We start from the raw sequence: 16,413 nt of genomic DNA on the forward strand, positions 1-16,413 counted from the left end.
CAGCAAGCCCGGCGGCGCGACCGCATCTGGTCGGGTCGGGCGCCCGGCCCTAGGTTTGACGGACATGAGCGACTTCGACGCCCGCATCGGGGCGGAGCGGCAGCGGTTGGCGGCCCTGGGCGAGGGTGGGGTCGGGGGCGGCGAGGCCCCGGACGGGGTGCGATCGGTGGACTGGACGCGGACGATCCGGCGGGTCAAGGAGGCCCTCGCGGCGGCCGTGGTCGCCTTCGAGAGCGAGCAGGTGGCGCCGGTGGCGGTCGTGACCCGGCCGCAGAAGCGGCTCTTCGGGCGCGTGCCGCGACTGGACGTCGTCGGCCGGCACTGGCCCGTGCTCGGACTCTTCGCGTTGGACGGGCGGGGGCGACCCTTCCGGGAGACGGACACCCTCCGGGTGGAGGACGTCTGGCTGCGCACCGGCAACGCCGGCCGCGCGAGGGCGCTGCGCGAGGCCCTGCGCCGGACCGGCCTGGCGGCGGAGGCGCGCATGGTGTGGCAGGGCCCGCCGATCGTGCTCGACCCGGTCGAGGCCACGTCGCGGGGCCGGGCCGGCGGCTGCTTCGGGGTCGCGGGCGACGGCGCGCTGCTGGTGTATCCGTCGGACGACCGGCGCGACCCCGTCCCCCTGGCGGAGGCGCTCGCGTCGGCGGTGGCGGGCTCGACATCGGAGCGTTGACGGGTCAGGGCGGCCCTTCGACGTACAGGCCGGTGCCGGTCTCGCGTGCGCGCAGCGCGGCCCGGAGCCGTTCGGCGCGCTCGGGCGGCATCGCGGCGGCGCCCTGGGCCGGAGTGAGGAAGTGCCAGGCCCGCAACTCGTCGGCCTGGAGCCGGATCCCCGCGCTCTGACGAGGAGTCAGGACGCCGCCGTCGAACAGCCAGCGCATGCCGCCGCGGTGGCTGTCGGCGGGCGCCAGCCATTGCGCGACGAGCAGGCGCGGCGGACCGGTCAGCACGATCCCCAGCTCCTCGCGGACCTCGCGGACGCAGCCCTCCCACGGTGACTCCCCCGCCTCCAGGATCCCGCCGGGGAACTCCAGGCCGGGCTTGTAGTCGGGCTCGACGAGCAGCACGCGCCCGACCGCGTCGAAGAACAACGCCCCGGCGGCGGTGGTCAGTCGGGTCTCCAGATGGTTGTCCATGACACCGAAGTCTGGCGCAGGGCATCCTCGCGGGCGCGGCGCGGGGAGTGCCGTGCCGTCGGGCGACCTTCGAACGGCGCCACCCGGCGTCCGGATGGGCGACCTCACCCGGGTTCGGGCATCACCGCGCCGGATCGAGGTCGGATCGAGGCCGCGTCGCGAGGCCGAACATGACCACCTCCATGAGCCGGGCCAGGCGGTGCGGGTCGTCGGTGTCGCGCTGTTCGTGGGCCCAGGCGATGCCGTGGGCGAGGGTGAAGAGCTCGTCCGTGTCGATGTCCGGGCGGACCTCGCCGGCCCGCTGCGCGCGGGTGAGCAGGTCCGTGCCGGCGGCGCGCATCGCGTGGCAGGAGGCGTACAGCTGCGAGGTCTCGTCGGCGAGCGTGGTCATCAGCGCCGCGCTCATCCCCCGGAACGTCCCCGCCCCCTCGATCAGCAGACGCAGCCACGTCGCGAGGGCGTCGCGCGCGGCATCGGCGTCGCGAAGCGCCTCGGCGCGCGCGGCCAGCCGGTCGAAGCGGTCCCGGACCACGGCCTCGATCAGCGCGTCGCGGGTGGGGAAGTGCCGGTACAGCGTGCCGATCCCGACGCCGGCGCGGCGCGCGAGCTCCTCCAGCGAGGCGTCGGTGCCGTGTTCGCCGAACACGACCTGCGCCTCGGCGAGCAGTCGGTCGTAGTTGCGGCGGGCGTCGGCCCGCATGGGTCGCGTCATCGGTGCTCCCTTCCGGATGCCTTGCCGCCTGACGCCTTGCCGGCGGATGCCTTCGTGTTGCCAAACGGAGCCTGCCTCCATATGGTGAGCGAAGCAAACCGGAGGATACCTCCGGAAGGTGTGAGGCGGAGCCGTGCCGTACGACGCGCCGGTACGCGCCGAGTCGCCCGACACGCACGGCACCGCACCGCACCGCCGAGACCGACATGACGGCATGACCGGGGTGGACCGGCTGGACCGGCTGGACCGAATACACGAGACGGGGAACCGATGAAGCACGACAAGGCCGCCCTCGGGCGGCTCGGCCTGTGGACGTTCGCGTTCGACGGGCAGCCGGCCGGCGCGGTACGGGAGGCGGCGGCCGAGATCGAGGAGCTCGGCTACGGCGGGCTCTGGGTCGGCGAGGGCATCGGCCGCGAGGCCACCACGCACGCGCAGCTCCTGCTGTCGGCGACGCGTACGCTGCCGGTCGCGACCGGGATCGCCATCATGTCCGAGCGCACCCCGCGCCTGATGGCCGCCGCCGAGCGCACGCTCAACGAGGCATATCCGGACCGGTTCGTCCTCGGCCTCGGCGGACACCGCGCGACCGGCCAGGCCGATGTGCCGGGCATGCCCAAGGCCAACACCGCCCCGGCGGTCGCGACCGTCGGCGCGTACCTGGACGACATGGACGCCGCCGTCCTGATCGGTACCCCGCCGGAGCGACCCGGGCGCCGGGTCCTCGCGGCCCTGGGCCCCAGGATGCTCGCGCTCGCCGCCGAGCGCACGTGGGGCGCGCACACCTATCTGGTCACCGTGGACCACACCGCGCAGGCCCGCGAGACTATGGGCAAGGACGCCTACCTGTCCGTGGCGCTGTCGGTGTCCCTGGCACCGGACCGCGCCCAAGCACTCGCGACCGCGCACGCCGTCGCGGCCGCCTACCGGATCGCCCGGCACCAGATGAACAACCTGCGCCGCCTCGGCTTCAGCGAGGCCGAGCTCGACGGTCGGGGCGATCGCCTCGTCGAGGCCCTGTTCGCCCTCGGCGACGTCGACGCCGTCGCCACCCGCGTCCGCGAACACCTCGACGCCGGCGCCGACCACGTCTGCCTCCAGGTGCTCACCCCGGACCAGGACCGGATGCCCCTCGCCGAATGGCGCGAACTGGCCGGACTCGTGGGCGAGTTCGACTGACCGCAGCCGCCGTACGAGCACCCGCGGGTGCGCCGGTTCCGCCCGATCCACGTATGCTCCCGGGATGCCCGACAGCACTTTCGTCCCGGACTCGTTCGTCGTCCCGCCGCCGCCGTCCACACCGTCGTTTCGGCTGGAGCCGCTGGCCGCGCGGCACAACGCGGCCGACCTCGCCGCCTGGTCGTCGAGCATCGAACACATCCGGGCCACGCCCGGGTTCGCCGACCGGCACTGGCCGCCGGCCGAGGGCATGCCCGCGGCCGACAACCTGCGCGATCTCGTGCGCCACGCCGACGACTTCGCGCGGCGCACCGGCTTCACGTACACCGTGCTGGACCCCAAGAGCGACGCCAAGAGCAACGGCAAGAGCGACGGCAAGAGCGACAGCGAAGGCGACGACGGTACCGCCGAAGGCGACGTGATCGGGTGCGTCTACATCTACCCCGACCGCGACGATCCGGCCGTCACCCAGGTGCGTTCGTGGGTCCGGGCCGACCGCGCCGAGCTCGACGAACCGCTGTACCGCGAGGTCTCCGCGTGGCTGGCCGAGTGCTGGCCGTTCACGAATGTCCGGTACGCCTCACGCTGACCACCAGGTCTCCGCGTCGTCGCCCGGCTCGGTGATCGCGTCCGCCAACGACGCGAAGGCGTAGGTCCGGCCCGGATCCCAGTCGGTGCTGCGCAGCAGCCGTTCGCGCATCCCCGTCCAGCCCGGGGTCGTCCCCGCCACCACCCAGGCGTCGGGGGCGTGCGCGGTCAGCCGCAGCGCCGGGCGCAACCAGGAGGCGGCCTGCTCGGACCAGGACACGATCGCGACCACCTCCCCCGGCCACGCCGCGGCCAGCGCGTGCGCCGCCGCGGTCGAGGCGCGGTCCCGGCCGTGGCCGATCGCCAGCGTGCGGCAGCCGGTCAACCGGCCCAACAGCGCGGCGAGTTCGGCCTCGGTGTGCGGGGTCGGCGGGCGGCCCCGCCAGCGCGCGTACTCCGCCGGCAGGCACACCGCGCACGGCCGGAACCCGGCCGCGATCGCGTCCGCCTCGGCGGCGAAGAACACCCGGCTCGCGACGTATCCGCCGCGTTCTATCGCGCGCAGCGCGGTACGGCAGTCCAGTCGCCCGTACAGGCGACCGCTCGTGGTTCCGCCGAGCGTGCCGGGCGTCGTGCTGCGGTACGGCTGCCCGTCCGGCCCGATCAGCGTGTACACCCGGCTCACGCCGCGTCGTGGAAGACGAGGCCGAGGGTGCGGCGCAGTCCGGACCGAACCGTGCTGACCCCGTGTCGCATCGGCGCCGCCGACCAGCCGCGCGCCGAGCGGATGGGCCGGTCCCGGGTCGTGAAGACCAGTCCGTGCCCCTGCGGCAGAGCGATCGCGGTGCCCCGCGACTGGGCCCGGAAGCGCTGCTCGGCCATCAGGAACTCGCCGCCGGTGTAGTCCACGCCGGGTTCGTCCAGGCCGATCACCACCTGCAACGGGAACACCAGGTCCCCGTACAGGTCGCGGTGCAGCGCGTTCCAGTCCCCCGGCCCGTAGCGCAGCAGGATCGGCGTCGGCCGTCGCTGGCCCGCCGCATGACACATCGTCAGCCACTCGGCCAGGGTGTCCGGCCAGGGCGCGGGCCGGCCGAGCCGCTCGGCCCAGGCACGGGCGACGGGTAGCAGGTGCGGGTAGCACGAGGCGCGCAGCGCCGCGATCGGCTCCGGCACGGGGTCGGCGAAGTAGCGGTACTGCCCGGCCCCGAACCGGTGCCGGGCCATGTCGATCGTGGCGCGGAAGAGTTCGGGGCGGTCGTACAGGGCCGCGATCTCGCGACACGCGGCCGGGTCCAGGATCCGGTGGGTCAGCGCGTGGCCGTGCTCGTCGACCTGTGCGGCGAGCTCCGAGCCGACCGGCTCGACGGCGAAGAGCGTGTCCACGGCGGTCACCCGAGCCGCGCCGGCAGCGCACCCTCGTGGGTGAGCAGGTACTCCTTGCGGTCCAGGCCGCCCGCGTACCCGCGCAGCGCGCCGTCCGCGCCGATCACGCGGTGGCACGGCCGGACCAGGAGCAGCGGGTTGGCGCCGATCGCGGTGCCGACCGCGCGGACCCCCGCCCGCGAGGTGCCCACACGTTCGGCGATCGCGCCGTAGGTGGTGGTGGTGCCGTACGGGATCTCGTCGATCGCGGCCCAGATCTGCTCCTGGAAGATCGATCCACGGGTGGTGAAGGGGAGGTCGAAGTCCCGCAGTTCGCCCGCGAAGTAGGCCCGGAGCTGGCGCAGGACGTCGGCGAACGGCGCCGCGTCGGCGCGCGAGTCGGCGGGCGGTGTGGCACCGCCCTTCTGGCCCGGCACGGAGAGCGAGGCGAGGGCGAAGGTGCCGTCGGCGCGGACGTCGCCGATCAGGAGCAGCTCGCCGAGCGGGCTGTCGAGGGTGGTGTGGACGGTCATGATCGCTTCCTTCGTCGTAGGTGCTTCCATCACCCACTGTGCGTCCTCGCGGGCGCGCCGTCCGGCGGGAATCGGACATCGCGTTTCGGCCCGTCGCGGTGGTCGGGCAGGATGGTTCGATGATCGAGACGGGCCGACTCCTGCTGCGCCGCTGGCGCGACGACGACTTGGACGCGCTCGCGGCGATGAACGCCGATCCCGAGGTGATGCGCTATGTGGGTGACGGCAACCCGCGCACCCGGGCACAGAGCGAGGCCGCGCTCGCGCAGTACGAACGGGACTGGGACGCACGCGGGTTCGGCCTGTTCGCGGTCGAGCTGCGAACCCCCGAGCCGGGCCCGGTCGGCGCGCTCGCGGGCTGGGCCGGCCTGGCCGTCCCGGAGTTCCTGCCCGAGGTCATGCCCACCGTCGAGATCGGCTGGCGGCTGGCCCGCCCCTGCTGGGGCCACGGAATCGCCACCGAGGCCGCCCACGGGGTCCTGCGCTTCGCCTTCGAGTACGCGCGCGTCCCGCGCCTGGTCGGCATCTGCCACGTCGACAACACGGCGTCGGCCCGGATCATGACGAAGCTGGGCATGACCGAGGAACGCCGCACCACGGTCCCCGGCCACGGCCGACCGGTCCTGGTCACCGAACTCGCCCGGGGCCGCTACCTCCGCTCGCGTACCTGAGCCGACCGACCCCGAACAAATCACCCGGCCGCCTTCGGCACTCCCGGGACGCCCGCAATTAGGCTTCGCTCGTCATTGCGCCGAATTGCGCCGAGTGGTGCCCGGTGGTCTCGGTCCCCCGTGGGGACGGCCGGGTCCGATGCGAGCGGTAGGGAGAACGACGTGGACGCGACTTCGTCGAGTGCCCGGCGGTGGCTCGGGAGGGCTCCGGCGCTGGCCGGGGCCGTGGCCGGGAGTGTGTGGTTGTGGCGGAATCAGGGGGACCTGATGATGCGCCGGCCGGTGAACGAGTGGACGTTCACGCACATGCACGCGTTGATGCCCAAGACCGTCGTGCCACGCGCCGCATCGGTGTCGGTGTTGCCGGAGCGGTCCCCGGGGGCCGAAGGGGCCGGGGAGATCGACGCGCGCTACACCTTCGGCGGCTTCGAGCGGTCGTTGGCGGACCTGCACAAGCGCACGTTCACGACGTCGTTCCTGGTGCTGCATCGCGGAGCGATCGTGCACGAAAGCTATCCGGGGCGGTTCGCCGGGCCCGGCGTGCGGTTCCAGGCGTTCTCGTTGACCAAGTCGGTGACCTCGATCCTGATCGGGATCGCGCTCGCCGAGGGAGCGATCAAGAGTGTGGACGACGCCGTCGTCGCGTACTGTCCCGACCTGGTCGGGTCGGCGTTCGACGGGCCGACCGTCGAGCACCTGTTGAACATGTCCAGCGGCGCCGGCGCGATCGAGGACTGGACGATCCCCGAGAGCGCGATCAACCGGTTCGAACGCGCGGTCACCGCCGGTGGATCCGTGTTGGAGGTGATCCGGTCGCTGCCGACGATGAGCGAGCCGGGTATCGCGTTCAACTACTCGACGATCGACACGCAGGTGCTGGGCTGGGTCCTGGAGGGCGCGACCGGCATGCCGATGGCGGAGTACGCGGCGACCCGGCTGTGGAACCGGATCGGCACCGAGCACGACGCCTACTACTTCCTCACCCGGGGCCGGCCGCGGACCGCGCTCGGCGGTGGCTCGCTCAACGCCAGTACGCGCGACCTGGCCCGGATCGGCCTGCTGATGGCGCGTGGCGGCGCACACGGCGGCGAGCAAATCGTGCCCGAGGCGTGGGTCGCGCGCAGCCGTGGCCACGATCTGCCGCATGTGGCGGTCGGCGCGCTCGGGCCCAGTGGATATCCGCACTACGGGTACGCGAACCAGTGGTGGACCCTCGGTGGGGAGCGGCGCGCCTTCACCGGCATCGGCGTGTTCGGCCAATACCTGTACGTCGATCCGGACGCGGACGTGGTGATCGTCAAGACCAGCGCGTGGCCCGCGGCGGACGACGAGGGCCTCGATCGCGAGACGATCACCGCCTTGCGAGCGCTCGTCGCGCACCTGGCCGGGTAGGACGGGCGGGCGCGGTGCCCGGTCCGGGGGGTCGACCTCCGGCCCCCCGTCCTCGAACACCGGACGGTACTGGATGCCGCTTGGCCCGAGCGTTTGATGCCGCTCGGCCCGAGCGCCGCCGGACGGGCTTCATCAGTCCCGTCCGGCGGCGGGCGATCAGTCCTTGGCCGGCGGGTCGATGCTCGGAAGTTGCCGGTCGGCGGCGTCGTAGCCGGTGACCGTGAACTTCGGTGAGCCGCCCTCGGCGGTGACCCTGGCGTGGAACACCCGGATGTCGGCGGTCATCGGCGCGGATCGCACCACGACGGGGGCCTGGGCGCCGTCCCAGGTGATCCTGAGGTGGTCGACCGCGGTCGACGTCGTGCCGTTGAGCTGATAGCTCCACGTGCCGTCGGGATTGGGCTCGGTGCTGCCCGACCAGTTCATCCGCTCCCCGGGGTTCCGCTGGTAACAGGCTCCGCCGCCCTCGACGCCGGTCGGCTCGATTTCGCGCTGGCAGAACATCCCGTCGGCGCGCAGATAGGAACGGATCCGCCAGACCTGGCCCCGGGTGGTCCCCTCCGTCACCACCGAGCCCGGTTCCGTCGACGGCAGCGTGGTCCCCGGGTCCACCGAGATGATCGCGGACGACTCCCCGTTCTCGTCGACGATCGAGGACGCGATGACCGTGCCGCCACCGCCCGCGAGCACGCACGCCGACACCGCCGACGCGAGCAGCAACCGGCGTCGCTTCCCGCGCGCTTTGCCCGCGCGGATCACCTCTTCCGCGCCGGGTACGCGCAGCTCCGCCGTCTCGATTTCCGCCATCAATGCCTCCCTCAGTGCGGCGCCGTGGTCGGCCATGACCGCACCTCCGTGTCGTGAAGCGAGGGGGACACCGCCTGATATGGGATCAGGTCGGCGAGTTGGGGATCCTTACGAAGTTGCGCGAGTCCGCGATGGGCCTGGCTGCGCACCGTACCGATCTTGCAGCCGAGGATCTTCGCGACCTCGGACTCCGATCGATCCTCCCAATACCGCAACACCACCGCGGCCCTGCGCCCGGCCGGCAATCGGCCCAGGGCCGCCACCAGGACGCCGCGTCCCGCCAGGTCGGCGGTGGAATCGGGCCCGGCCCGGTCCGGCAGACGGTCCGTCAGGAAGTGGGCGACGCGGCGTCTTCGGTGCCGGGACACGTTGGTGTTGATCAGTATTCGGCGCACGTAGGCGTCCCGATCGTCCCTGCTCGCGACGCGCGACCAGGCGCCGTAGACCTTGACGAGGGTCGCCTGCGTCAGATCCTCGGCGTCGTCGCGGTCGCCGCACAGCAGGTACGCGGTGTTCACCAAGCCCCTGCGACGGGACTCGACGAACGCCCGAAACTCGTCTTCCTCATGGGATTTCAACGCTCCCTCCCTCACCCGTAAAGACGCCTGGAGAGGGTCGGATCTATGCTCGGGACAGCCACCCGTGCTCGGGACGACGAACCCCGGCGTTCGTCACCGAGACCTCCGCCGGGGGTGAACGGACCTGCGCCACGCCGCTATTCCGAAACGCAGAACTCGTTGCCCGCGGGGTCCTGCATCGTGGTCCAGGCGAGCCCCGGCACGCTGCGGTCGGCGACGACCGACGCGCCAAGCCCGACCAGACGCTCGACCTCGCCGGGCCGGTCGGGGGTGGAGAAGTCCACGTGTACGCGGTTCTTGCCGACCTTGTCCTCGGGCACGCGCTGGAAGCCCAGGAGCAACGGCGTGGCGGCGACGATCACGAACTCACCGAAATCCTTGGCGATCTCCACCCCCAGCGCGTTCGCCCACCAGGCGGCGAGGGTGCGCGGGTCGGCGCAGTCGATCGTGATCATATGTGCGGTCAGTTCCATCTGCGCACGATAGGGGGAGCCCCCGACGCATCGGCGGCTGCCCGACTCGTTCGGGGTGTCGCGGCCTATCCGACCAGGAACTCGCGGTTGGCGCGCACCGGTCCCGGGGCCGCGGGCCGGTCGCGCGTGCCCGTCAGCCAGTGCGGCGCGATCGCGGTCGCGAACGCGGTCAGGGTCTCGTCCGGGTCGGGCGCGGTCGTGCCGTCGCCCGAGGCGTCGTAGGGGCCGGCGGCGACGATGTCCCGCGCGACCTCCTCGACCGCCCGCTCGTCGGCCGCGATCCGCTCGACGCCGTCCCCGCCCCGGCGCGGCCGCTCACCCCACGGTGCGACCACCGACTGGACCAGCAGCGTGCTCAGGTCCGGGGCGATCGGCGACGGTTCGCTCCAGCACGTCGCGTGCTCGAACAGGATCTGCTCCGGGGCCCGGTCGTACACGGCCCGCAGCGTGGGGCGGCCGACCGTGTTGAGGTCGTACGCCACCACCACGGTGTCCCGACGCCCCGGCGCGAACGGCAGCGCGGGCAGGCCCAGGATGTGGCTGTCGCGATCGGACAGCAGCGAGACGGTGGTCGGCGCACGGCCGGTCGCGGCCGGCACCAGCCGCAGCCGGCGCAGGCCGTGCAGGCACATCGCGTAGTCGTCCCGGAGGCGGATCCACCGCCCGGACTCCCCGGCGCCGGAGCCGTACGGGGACAGCGTCGCGAGCACTCCGCCGGTCAGCACGAAGTGCCAGCCGCGCAGGTCCCGGTCGTCCAGCGGGCCGACCGCGCGCGCCGCGCCGACGTTGCCGAGCGCGCTCCGGAGGCGGTCGTCCAGGTGCTGCCACTGCGGGTCCTCGGGAGGGGACATCCGGGCATAGCGCGCCGCGGCACCCTCGATGTCGCCGGTCAGGAGCGTGTTGTAGGCCAGCGAATAGCCTTCCGGCCATTCCGGCAGCTCCGCCTCGTACTCGGTCAGCACCGCGACGGCCTCGGCGTACCGGTACTCCTGCTGATACGCGGCGACCAGTTCCCCGCGCACGTTCTCGGCGTCCGGGTACATCCGCAGCGCCTCGCGCAGCGCCGGTATCGCGAGGAACGGCGCGTTGTGGTCGTTGCACGCGCAACCGAACTTGTACAGCGCCTCGGCGTTGCCCGGATAGGCCATCAACACCGAGGCGTGGATCACGAGTTCGAGGTATTGCACGCGCTGGGCCAGTGCCTCGGTGACGTGCGCCAGGTCGGCCGAGTCGATCGTGTCGGCGGTGCGGCGCAGATGGTTCAGCGCGCCGCCGACGTCGCCGGCCGCGATGAGTGCCCGGGCCCGGTCCGCGTCGGTGGGCTCGGCGGCTCCGGTCGCGTGTTCGCTCATGCTCGTTCCCCCGTGCTCGGTGCGGTCGCGCGTCGTCGGGTGCGGGCGTGGGGGCCCTGGGATCGAGCGTGCCGAGTCCCGTGCCGAACGGGAACACGGCCCGGCCCACCCCTTCTTGACGCCTGGTCAGGCGATCCCCCGGACCAGCGTAGCGGCCGCGGCCGCGGCGAATTCCTCGGCGGTGGGGCCGTCCTCGACGCCCATGAAGTGGCGCAGGAACGCCCGTTGGTAGCACGCGCCGAGGAGCAGTTCGGCTGCCGCGTCGGGGTCGGCGGTCGCGGCGATCCGGCCGCGGTCGCGCTCCACCCGCAGGTAGCCGGCGAGCGCGCGCAGCGGCATGTGCGGACCGGCGCCGATCCCCCGCAGCGCCTCACGGTGCCGGACCAGCAGCGCGGGGTCGGCGAACAGCGACGAGGCGATCGGCATGCTCTGCTCGTAGAACAGCGCGGCCTGGAGCGCGATCGCGGCCAGCCGCTCCTCCACACCTCCCGCGCCGGGCGCGTCGGGATCCGCGGTCAACCGGGCGAGCAGCGGGCCGAGCGGGGGCAGCCGTTCCTGGAGGACCGCGACGAACAGCTCCTCCTTGCCGGTGAAGTGCTTGTACAGCGCGGCCTCCGAACAGCCCGCGGCGCGCGCGATCTCCTTCGTCGTGGTGCGGGCGAGCCCGAGCGTCCGCATCAGCTGCTCGGCGGCGTCGAGGATCCGCTCCCGGGTGGGGACCGCCGGGCGCGGCTGCGTCGGGGGCTGCGTCGGGGGCTGCATCGAAGGGGTCGTCCGTTCGTCGGGGCCGGGACTTGACGTGTGGTGAGTAAGTATTCACCATAGAGAGGTGAGTGAACGCTCACCCACCTCGGGAGGATTGACATGAGGCTCACCGTTTTCGGAGCCACGGGTGCCACCGGCGGGCACATCCTGCGCCAAGCCGCGGCCGCCGGGCACAAGGTCACCGCCGTGGTCCGCGCACCGTCGCAGCCCGCGGTCGAGCATCCGAACATCGACGTCGTCCGGGCGGACGTGACCGATCCGGCCGAGCTGCGGACGGCCCTCGAAGGCCGCGACGCGGTGCTGTCCGGGCTCGGGCCGCGCAACCGCAAGTCCACCGGCATCGCCGAGCGGGGCACCGCCGCGATCCTGGCCGCGATGGCCGACACGGGCGTCCGGCGCCTGGTGACGATCAGCGCCGCGCCGGTGGGCCCCACCCCGAGCGAGGACTCGCTGTTCGTGCGCGGCATGCTGATCCCGATCCTGCGCGCGGTACTCAAGGACGTGTACGCCGATGTCGGCGCGATGGAGGCCGAGATGGCCCGCAGCGACACCGACTGGACCGCGATGCGGCCGCCGAAGCTGACCGGCGCGAAGGTCACCGGCACCTACCGCACGCACATCGGCGGCAGCGTCCCGCGGGGCGCCACCATCGCGCGGGCCGACCTGGCGCACGCGATGCTCGCGGTCCTGGACGACCCGGCGACCTACCGGCAACCGGTGGGCGTGGCCTACTGAGGCCGCGTACCGGCGCCGCGGGCGGGCGCCGCGAAGCGCCATCGGCTCCCGTTGCCGGCGGGCCGGCGGCGTCGCCCGGTGAATCGGCCCCGGCGCGGGTACACGCCGGCACCGATCCCCGCCCGGGAGGCGCCATGGCCGAGCCCACGTTCACCGTCCGCCGCGTGTACGACCCCGCCCGACCCGACGACGGTCTGCGCGTGCTCGTCGACCGGCTCTGGCCGCGCGGCATTCGCAAGGAGGACGCCCTCCTGGACGACTGGGCCAAGGACCTGACCCCGTCCGGCGACCTGCGCCGCGCCTGGCACGCGGGCGGCCTGGCCGAGGACGTGTTCCGGGCCCGCTACCGCGACGAACTCGACACGGAGGAGGCCCGCGCGGCACGCGCGGGCCTCCTCGCCCGAGCGGGCGACGGTCGGGTGACCCTGCTCACCGCGGTACGCGACCCCGACCACAGTCACGTCCCGGTCCTGCTCGACTTCCTGCGCGAGAGCCCCTGATCGCGGCCCTCACCGCGCTCTGCTCCCTCTCCCCGATCCCTCGCCCCCGACCGCGCCGCTCAGCCGTGCGCGTTCTCCGCGAGCGGCAGCATCGTGCGCGGGTCCTGCCCGGCGAACCACATCCCGATCACGATCGCCGCCGTCGCCTCCAGGTACCCCGCGCGTTCCAGGCCGCCCACCGGCAACGGGACCGACCCCACGTCCGCGACCAACTCCCCTGCCACATCGAGCGCGTCCGCGTCGTCCCCGCATAGCGGCACCGCCAGGCCGTCCGCGAGCGCCCCGGCCCACACCTCCGCCGCGCACAGGTGGAACGCCTTGACCACGTGCGCGCCCGGCGCCGCGTCCGCGAGCGCCCGCGCCGCCGAAGGTCCCCCGCCCGTGGTCAACATCAGCCCACCCGGGCCGGGCACGATCGGGTTCGAACAATCCAGCAGGGCCTTGCCCGCGAGCCGCTCGGCCGCCGGCCCGACCACCTCTGCCGCCGCGCCGTGCCCGACCGCCGACAGCACCGCGTCCCCGTGCCCGGCCGCCTCGGCGAACGTCCCCGCCCGGGCCCCGATCCGCTTCGCGAGCACCTCGGCCCGCTCCGCCGACCGCGCCCCGATCACCACGTCGTGCCCGGCCCGGACCCACTTGGCGCCCAACGCGCCGGCCATGTTGCCCGCACCCAGAATCCCGATTCGCATACCGATCCCTCGACTCGATCCGCCTGTTGCCGCCGTTTCCTCGTCCTCGAAACTAGGCGGGTCGATGGGAACCGTTCGGTATCCATCGGCGGGCCAGAATGGACGCATGACGGAGCACGAGGGCGAGTACGTCGCGGACTGCCGCGCCAGGATCGGTTTCGACCTGCTCACCAACCGGTGGAACAGCGTCGTCGTGTACGCGCTGGCCGACGGCCCGATGCGGCCGATCGCGTTGCGCGCGCAGATCGGCGGAATCAGCGCGAAGGTCCTCAACGAGACGCTGCGCCGGTTGGAGTACCACGGCCTGGTCGCCCGACACGCCTACGCCGAGGCCCCGCCCCGCGTCGAGTACGAACTCACCGACCTCGGCCACACCCTCCTGATCCCCTTCCGCGCCCTGGGCGCCTGGTCCGTCGAACACGGCCACCGCGTCCTGGCCGCCCAGGACGCGGCAGACACCGACTCAGCCACGGGATAGCCGGGCCGCCGGGGCGGTGGTGAGGAGGACTGTGGCGGCGATGGCCGTCGCGGTTACTTCGCCCGCGTGGTGGAAGTCGGTGCCGATCGAGAGGTACAGGGTGCCGAAGGCGGCCACGCCCAGGACCTGGCCGAGTTGGATCATCGTCACCATCAGGCCGGACGCGTCGGGCGCCTGCGGCAGCGGGACGCGGCGCAGCGAGAGCATCATCACCGGGCTGTACGCGACGCCCAGGCCGAAGCTGCCCACCACCATCACGGCCAGCAGCACCGCGAGCGGCTGCCCGGTGCCGAACGCCCAGGCGCTGAGCGCGAACCCGACCGCGCCGATCGGCATCCCGATCATCGGGAGCCGCGGGTGCCACGCCGCCGGGAGCAGCTGCCAGCGCAGCGAGACCCCCGCGAAGACGACCGAGGACGGGATGAACGTGAGCCCCGCCTCCAGCGCGCTGTAGCCCAGGCCGTTCTGCACGTACAGCGCGGTCGCGAACATCAGCCCGCCGAACGCGGTCATCACCAGGAGCAGCGTGATCGCGCCCGCCAACACCCCGGGCACGCGCAGCAGCGATACCGGGATCAGCGGTGCCGGTGCCCGCCGCTCGACCGCCGCGAAGGCCACGAACAGCACGACGCACGCCGCCAGGCTCAGCCAACCCCAGGTCGGCCAGTCCAGTTCGTGACCCATCACCAGCGGCACCACGAGCGCCAGCAGCGCGGGGGCCAGCAGCGCCAGGCCCGGCCCGTCCAGGCCGCGCGCCGAGGACGTCCCGCCCGCGGGCAGCGCGCGGCGGGCCAGCACGTACAGCGCGATCCCGACCGGGATGTTGATCAGGAACACCGGCCGCCACGACAGGCCGAACAGGTCGGCGCTGACCAGCAGCCCGCCGACCACCTGCCCGGCGACCATGCCGCCCGCGATCACCGCCGCGTAGCGGCCCATCGCGCGGGCCCGGTCGACGCCGGTGTAGGTGGCCTGGATGAGGTTGAGCACCTGCGGCACCATCAGCGCCGCGCCCGCGCCCTGGACGGCCCGCGCCCCGATCAGCGACGCGTCGTCCCACGCGAGCCCGCACAGCAGTGACGCGAGGGTGAAGACGATCAGTCCCGCGTTGAAGACCCGGCGGAAGCCGAGCCGCCCGCCGAGCCGCGAGCCGGTGACGATCAGCATCGCGTAGACGATCGTGTAGCCCGAGATGACGAGTTGGAGGCCCGCGCCGCTGGTGTCCAGGTCGGTACGAATCGTGGGGCCTGCGACGTTGACGACGGACGTGTCCAGCAACGCCATGAACTGTGCGGTGAGCAGGGCGGTCAGCAACAACGGATGAACGGCTCGCGCCGTGGCCGGCGCCGCGGTGGTGGTGGTCATGGCACGAGCGTGGAGGCGGGCCCATCCTGTTGCCGAGAGCCTGTCGATCCTGGTACCGAGAGCACCTGGCACCCGCCGCGCACTCGCGCGAGGATGGCCGCATGACCACGAACACGGCGAGCCGACGCACGGAGTTGGGCGCGTTCCTGCGCAGCCGCCGCGAGCGCCGCACGCCGGAGCAGGTCGGCCTGCCGCCGGGTTTTCGGCGCCGTACCCCGGGTCTGCGCCGCGAGGAGGTCGCGCTGCTCGCCGGGGTCGGGGTGACCTGGTACACGTGGCTGGAGCAGGGCCGCCCGATCAACGCGAGCGTGCAGGTGCTGAACGCGGTCGCGCACACACTCGGCCTGGACTCGGCCGAGCGCGCGCACCTGTACCGGCTCGCGCAGGTCCGCTGGGAGGTCGAGCCGACGCCGGGCACCGAGCTGCCGGAGGAGGTCCAGGGGATCCTGGACCAGCTCGGCCCGATGCCCGCGGCGGTGTACAACGCGCGCTACGACGTGCTGGCGTGGAACACGGCCTACGCCAAGCTGTTCCCGCCGATCACCCTGCGCCCGCACGGCGAACGCAACGTGATCTGGGCCTCGTTCATGGCCCGGGACTGCTGCAACCCGTTCGTCGACCGCGAGTACGAGATGCCGCGCATGGTCGCCGAGTTGCAGACCGCCTTCGGTCGCCATGTCGGCGAACCGGACTGGGAGCGGTTCGTCGAGCGGCTCTCGCTCGCCAGCCCGGACTTCGCGCGGCTGTGGGAGCGGCGCGAGGTCGCCTCGCCGAATCGGCATGTCAAGCGGCTCCGGCACGGCGAGGTGGGCGAGCTGAGCCTCGCGGGCACCCGCCTGCAACTGGCCGTGCCGGAGACCCGGATGCTCGTGTACACGCCGGCCGACGAGGTGACCCGGGAGCGGCTGGACCGGCTGCTGGCGATGGAGAACCCGCGGACGTGCTGCGAGCGGTGCAAGCAAGCGGACGATTCCGTGGGCCTGCCGCAGGCCGAGCTCATCGGCGCCGCCCCGGGAGCGTCCGCCGGCCGTGGGTCGCGGTGATGTCCTGGTGTCGGACCGCCGTGCGAGGGTCGGCGGATGAGTACGTGCAACCCACCCGCCGGTCGGCTGCGGGCCGACTCCGGTGCGGGCGCCGCTGATTCCGGCCTGACTG

General features: G+C 73.1%; 21 protein-coding genes. 9 read left to right on the forward strand and 12 right to left on the reverse strand.

Annotated features, from left to right (window positions below; all coding sequences use genetic code 11):
• The first annotated feature begins 64 nt into the window (after positions 1–64).
• On the forward strand, positions 65–673 hold the full coding sequence (locus tag OG928_RS02810) for a hypothetical protein (RefSeq protein WP_406291329.1): 609 nt from the start codon (positions 65–67) through the stop codon (positions 671–673).
• A 4-nt stretch (positions 674–677) separates the two neighbouring features.
• Here OG928_RS02810 and OG928_RS02815 read toward each other — a convergent pair whose 3' ends face one another.
• Positions 678–1,136, reverse strand: a complete 459-nt coding sequence (locus OG928_RS02815; protein ID WP_406278645.1) for an NUDIX domain-containing protein — start codon at positions 1,134–1,136, stop codon at positions 678–680.
• Positions 1,137–1,257: 121 nt separating this feature from the next.
• Positions 1,258–1,848 carry a TetR/AcrR family transcriptional regulator gene (locus OG928_RS02820; protein ID WP_406278648.1) on the reverse strand — a complete coding sequence of 197 codons (591 nt, stop codon included), beginning with the start codon at positions 1,846–1,848 and terminating at the stop codon, positions 1,258–1,260.
• A gap of 270 nt (positions 1,849–2,118) precedes the next feature.
• Between OG928_RS02820 and OG928_RS02825 the strand changes: the two genes are divergently transcribed.
• On the forward strand, positions 2,119–3,027 hold the full coding sequence (locus tag OG928_RS02825) for a TIGR03620 family F420-dependent LLM class oxidoreductase (RefSeq protein WP_406278651.1): 909 nt from the start codon (positions 2,119–2,121) through the stop codon (positions 3,025–3,027).
• A gap of 64 nt (positions 3,028–3,091) precedes the next feature.
• Positions 3,092–3,616: an N-acetyltransferase gene (locus OG928_RS02830; RefSeq protein WP_406278654.1), complete on the forward strand. Its 525-nt coding sequence runs from the start codon at positions 3,092–3,094 to the stop codon at positions 3,614–3,616.
• Here the strand turns inward: OG928_RS02830 and OG928_RS02835 are convergent.
• Genes OG928_RS02835 through OG928_RS02845 form a run of 3 tightly spaced genes read right to left on the reverse strand, consistent with a single transcriptional unit; the run spans position 3,608 to position 5,453 of the window.
• Positions 3,608–4,240: a hypothetical protein gene (locus OG928_RS02835; RefSeq protein ID WP_406278656.1), complete on the reverse strand. Its 633-nt coding sequence runs from the start codon at positions 4,238–4,240 to the stop codon at positions 3,608–3,610. The genes OG928_RS02830 and OG928_RS02835 overlap by 9 nt on opposite strands.
• Positions 4,237–4,950 carry a 2OG-Fe(II) oxygenase gene (locus tag OG928_RS02840; protein WP_406278659.1) on the reverse strand — a complete coding sequence of 238 codons (714 nt, stop codon included), beginning with the start codon at positions 4,948–4,950 and terminating at the stop codon, positions 4,237–4,239. The genes OG928_RS02835 and OG928_RS02840 overlap by 4 nt, the downstream gene beginning before the upstream one ends.
• On the reverse strand, positions 4,947–5,453 hold the full coding sequence (locus OG928_RS02845; protein WP_406278662.1) for a methylated-DNA--[protein]-cysteine S-methyltransferase: 507 nt from the start codon (positions 5,451–5,453) through the stop codon (positions 4,947–4,949). Before OG928_RS02845 ends, OG928_RS02840 begins: the two co-directional genes overlap by 4 nt.
• 119 nt (positions 5,454–5,572) lie before the next feature.
• Between OG928_RS02845 and OG928_RS02850 the strand changes: the two genes are divergently transcribed.
• Positions 5,573–6,124 carry a GNAT family N-acetyltransferase gene (locus OG928_RS02850; protein WP_406278665.1) on the forward strand — a complete coding sequence of 184 codons (552 nt, stop codon included), beginning with the start codon at positions 5,573–5,575 and terminating at the stop codon, positions 6,122–6,124.
• Positions 6,125–6,286: 162 nt separating this feature from the next.
• Entirely contained in the window at positions 6,287–7,516 is a 1,230-nt protein-coding gene (locus OG928_RS02855) for a serine hydrolase domain-containing protein (protein ID WP_406278668.1), read from the forward strand.
• Positions 7,517–7,672: 156 nt separating this feature from the next.
• Here OG928_RS02855 and OG928_RS02860 read toward each other — a convergent pair whose 3' ends face one another.
• From OG928_RS02860 to OG928_RS02880, 5 genes are all read right to left on the reverse strand, one after another.
• Positions 7,673–8,323 (reverse strand): hypothetical protein, encoded by a 651-nt coding sequence (locus tag OG928_RS02860; protein ID WP_406278671.1) that lies wholly within the window; start codon positions 8,321–8,323, stop codon positions 7,673–7,675.
• Between the two features lie 11 nt (positions 8,324–8,334).
• Positions 8,335–8,901 (reverse strand): SigE family RNA polymerase sigma factor, encoded by a 567-nt coding sequence (locus OG928_RS02865; protein WP_406278674.1) that lies wholly within the window; start codon positions 8,899–8,901, stop codon positions 8,335–8,337.
• A gap of 137 nt (positions 8,902–9,038) precedes the next feature.
• Complete coding sequence (locus OG928_RS02870) at positions 9,039–9,374, reverse strand: VOC family protein (RefSeq protein ID WP_406278677.1); 336 nt, start codon at positions 9,372–9,374, stop codon at positions 9,039–9,041.
• 65 nt (positions 9,375–9,439) lie between these two features.
• Complete coding sequence (locus OG928_RS02875) at positions 9,440–10,726, reverse strand: hypothetical protein (RefSeq protein WP_406278680.1); 1,287 nt, start codon at positions 10,724–10,726, stop codon at positions 9,440–9,442.
• Positions 10,727–10,852: 126 nt separating this feature from the next.
• A complete protein-coding gene (locus tag OG928_RS02880; RefSeq protein WP_406278683.1) occupies positions 10,853–11,488 on the reverse strand; it encodes a TetR/AcrR family transcriptional regulator in 636 nt (211 codons plus the stop codon).
• Between the two features lie 102 nt (positions 11,489–11,590).
• Here OG928_RS02880 and OG928_RS02885 point away from each other — a divergent pair, with 102 nt between their 5' ends.
• Both OG928_RS02885 and OG928_RS02890 read left to right on the forward strand, forming a co-directional pair.
• Positions 11,591–12,226 (forward strand): NAD(P)-dependent oxidoreductase, encoded by a 636-nt coding sequence (locus OG928_RS02885; RefSeq protein WP_406278685.1) that lies wholly within the window; start codon positions 11,591–11,593, stop codon positions 12,224–12,226.
• A 134-nt stretch (positions 12,227–12,360) separates the two neighbouring features.
• Positions 12,361–12,726, forward strand: a complete 366-nt coding sequence (locus OG928_RS02890; protein WP_406278688.1) for a DUF488 domain-containing protein — start codon at positions 12,361–12,363, stop codon at positions 12,724–12,726.
• A gap of 59 nt (positions 12,727–12,785) precedes the next feature.
• Here OG928_RS02890 and OG928_RS02895 read toward each other — a convergent pair whose 3' ends face one another.
• On the reverse strand, positions 12,786–13,415 hold the full coding sequence (locus OG928_RS02895) for an NADPH-dependent F420 reductase (RefSeq protein ID WP_406278691.1): 630 nt from the start codon (positions 13,413–13,415) through the stop codon (positions 12,786–12,788).
• Between the two features lie 106 nt (positions 13,416–13,521).
• Between OG928_RS02895 and OG928_RS02900 the strand changes: the two genes are divergently transcribed.
• Positions 13,522–13,893, forward strand: a complete 372-nt coding sequence (locus tag OG928_RS02900) for a winged helix-turn-helix transcriptional regulator (protein WP_406278694.1) — start codon at positions 13,522–13,524, stop codon at positions 13,891–13,893.
• Here the strand turns inward: OG928_RS02900 and OG928_RS02905 are convergent.
• Positions 13,879–15,258, reverse strand: a complete 1,380-nt coding sequence (locus tag OG928_RS02905) for an MFS transporter (protein WP_406278697.1) — start codon at positions 15,256–15,258, stop codon at positions 13,879–13,881. The two genes, OG928_RS02900 and OG928_RS02905, sit on opposite strands and share 15 nt — an antisense overlap.
• Positions 15,259–15,359: 101 nt before the next feature.
• Here OG928_RS02905 and OG928_RS02910 point away from each other — a divergent pair, with 101 nt between their 5' ends.
• A complete protein-coding gene (locus OG928_RS02910; protein WP_406278700.1) occupies positions 15,360–16,301 on the forward strand; it encodes a helix-turn-helix transcriptional regulator in 942 nt (313 codons plus the stop codon).
• Positions 16,302–16,413 lie beyond the last annotated feature (112 nt).

It is taken from the genome of Embleya sp. NBC_00896 (assembly GCF_045207785.1).
Taxonomy (GTDB): Bacteria; Actinomycetota; Actinomycetes; order Streptomycetales; family Streptomycetaceae; genus Embleya.

Excerpts from the sequence above, each read along its gene's own strand:
- OG928_RS02810 (WP_406291329.1), top strand. The coding sequence starts at position 65 with ATGAGCGACTTCGACGCCCGCATCGGGGCGGAGCGGCAGCGGTTGGCG.
- OG928_RS02820 (WP_406278648.1), bottom strand. The coding sequence starts at position 1,848 with ATGACGCGACCCATGCGGGCCGACGCCCGCCGCAACTACGACCGACTG.
- OG928_RS02905 (WP_406278697.1), bottom strand. The coding sequence starts at position 15,258 with ATGACCACCACCACCGCGGCGCCGGCCACGGCGCGAGCCGTTCATCCG.
- OG928_RS02860 (WP_406278671.1), bottom strand. The coding sequence starts at position 8,323 with ATGGCGGAAATCGAGACGGCGGAGCTGCGCGTACCCGGCGCGGAAGAG.
- OG928_RS02885 (WP_406278685.1), top strand. The coding sequence starts at position 11,591 with ATGAGGCTCACCGTTTTCGGAGCCACGGGTGCCACCGGCGGGCACATC.
- OG928_RS02825 (WP_406278651.1), top strand. The coding sequence starts at position 2,119 with ATGAAGCACGACAAGGCCGCCCTCGGGCGGCTCGGCCTGTGGACGTTC.
- OG928_RS02815 (WP_406278645.1), bottom strand. The coding sequence starts at position 1,136 with ATGGACAACCATCTGGAGACCCGACTGACCACCGCCGCCGGGGCGTTG.
- OG928_RS02895 (WP_406278691.1), bottom strand. The coding sequence starts at position 13,415 with ATGCGAATCGGGATTCTGGGTGCGGGCAACATGGCCGGCGCGTTGGGC.
- OG928_RS02830 (WP_406278654.1), top strand. The coding sequence starts at position 3,092 with ATGCCCGACAGCACTTTCGTCCCGGACTCGTTCGTCGTCCCGCCGCCG.
- OG928_RS02850 (WP_406278665.1), top strand. The coding sequence starts at position 5,573 with ATGATCGAGACGGGCCGACTCCTGCTGCGCCGCTGGCGCGACGACGAC.
- OG928_RS02910 (WP_406278700.1), top strand. The coding sequence starts at position 15,360 with ATGACCACGAACACGGCGAGCCGACGCACGGAGTTGGGCGCGTTCCTG.
- OG928_RS02890 (WP_406278688.1), top strand. The coding sequence starts at position 12,361 with ATGGCCGAGCCCACGTTCACCGTCCGCCGCGTGTACGACCCCGCCCGA.
- OG928_RS02875 (WP_406278680.1), bottom strand. The coding sequence starts at position 10,726 with ATGAGCGAACACGCGACCGGAGCCGCCGAGCCCACCGACGCGGACCGG.
- OG928_RS02900 (WP_406278694.1), top strand. The coding sequence starts at position 13,522 with ATGACGGAGCACGAGGGCGAGTACGTCGCGGACTGCCGCGCCAGGATC.
- OG928_RS02880 (WP_406278683.1), bottom strand. The coding sequence starts at position 11,488 with ATGCAGCCCCCGACGCAGCCCCCGACGCAGCCGCGCCCGGCGGTCCCC.
- OG928_RS02845 (WP_406278662.1), bottom strand. The coding sequence starts at position 5,453 with ATGACCGTCCACACCACCCTCGACAGCCCGCTCGGCGAGCTGCTCCTG.
- OG928_RS02870 (WP_406278677.1), bottom strand. The coding sequence starts at position 9,374 with ATGGAACTGACCGCACATATGATCACGATCGACTGCGCCGACCCGCGC.